The organism is Bradyrhizobium sp. NBAIM08 (assembly GCF_020193935.1).
Taxonomy (GTDB): Bacteria; Pseudomonadota; Alphaproteobacteria; order Rhizobiales; family Xanthobacteraceae; genus Bradyrhizobium; species Bradyrhizobium yuanmingense.
The window spans coordinates 1-435 of record NZ_JADYVR010000492.1 but is presented as its reverse complement, the minus strand read 5'-3'; the positions used below and the strand labels follow the sequence as shown (position 1 = coordinate 435).

General features: G+C 48.0%; 1 protein-coding gene. It reads left to right on the top strand.

The window, feature by feature from the left end:
• Positions 1-12 precede the first annotated feature (12 nt).
• Positions 13-435 (top strand): aminotransferase class III-fold pyridoxal phosphate-dependent enzyme (locus I6F37_RS40610; protein ID WP_225154462.1); only part of this gene is annotated, 423 nt, incomplete at its 3' end.

Here is a 435-nt window from a genome sequence, read left to right as displayed (position 1 = left end):
GACGTGATCTGCATGGCCAAGGGCCTGACTTGCGGTTATTTACCATTCGGCTGCCTAATGATGACTGATAGAATCGCTGCGAAATATGACGATGCCGTCATGCCGATAGGACTCACTTATTCCGCACATCCGGTATCCTGTGCCGCAGCATTAGCAACACTTAAGATCTATGAAGATGACAACCTTATTGAAAATGCTGCAGCAATGGGAGCCTACATGGATCAGCGCATCTCAGAACTAAAATCTAAACATCCTTCCATCGGAGACTGGCGCAATACAGGTTTGCTCGGCTGCCTCGAACTGGTCAAAAACCGGATAACAAAAGAACCAATGGCGCCATACAATGCGCGCCCGGAGGAAATGACGGTCATGAATAAGGTTGCAGCAAAGATCAGGGAATTGGGCATGTACACCTTTGTACGATGGGGATATATC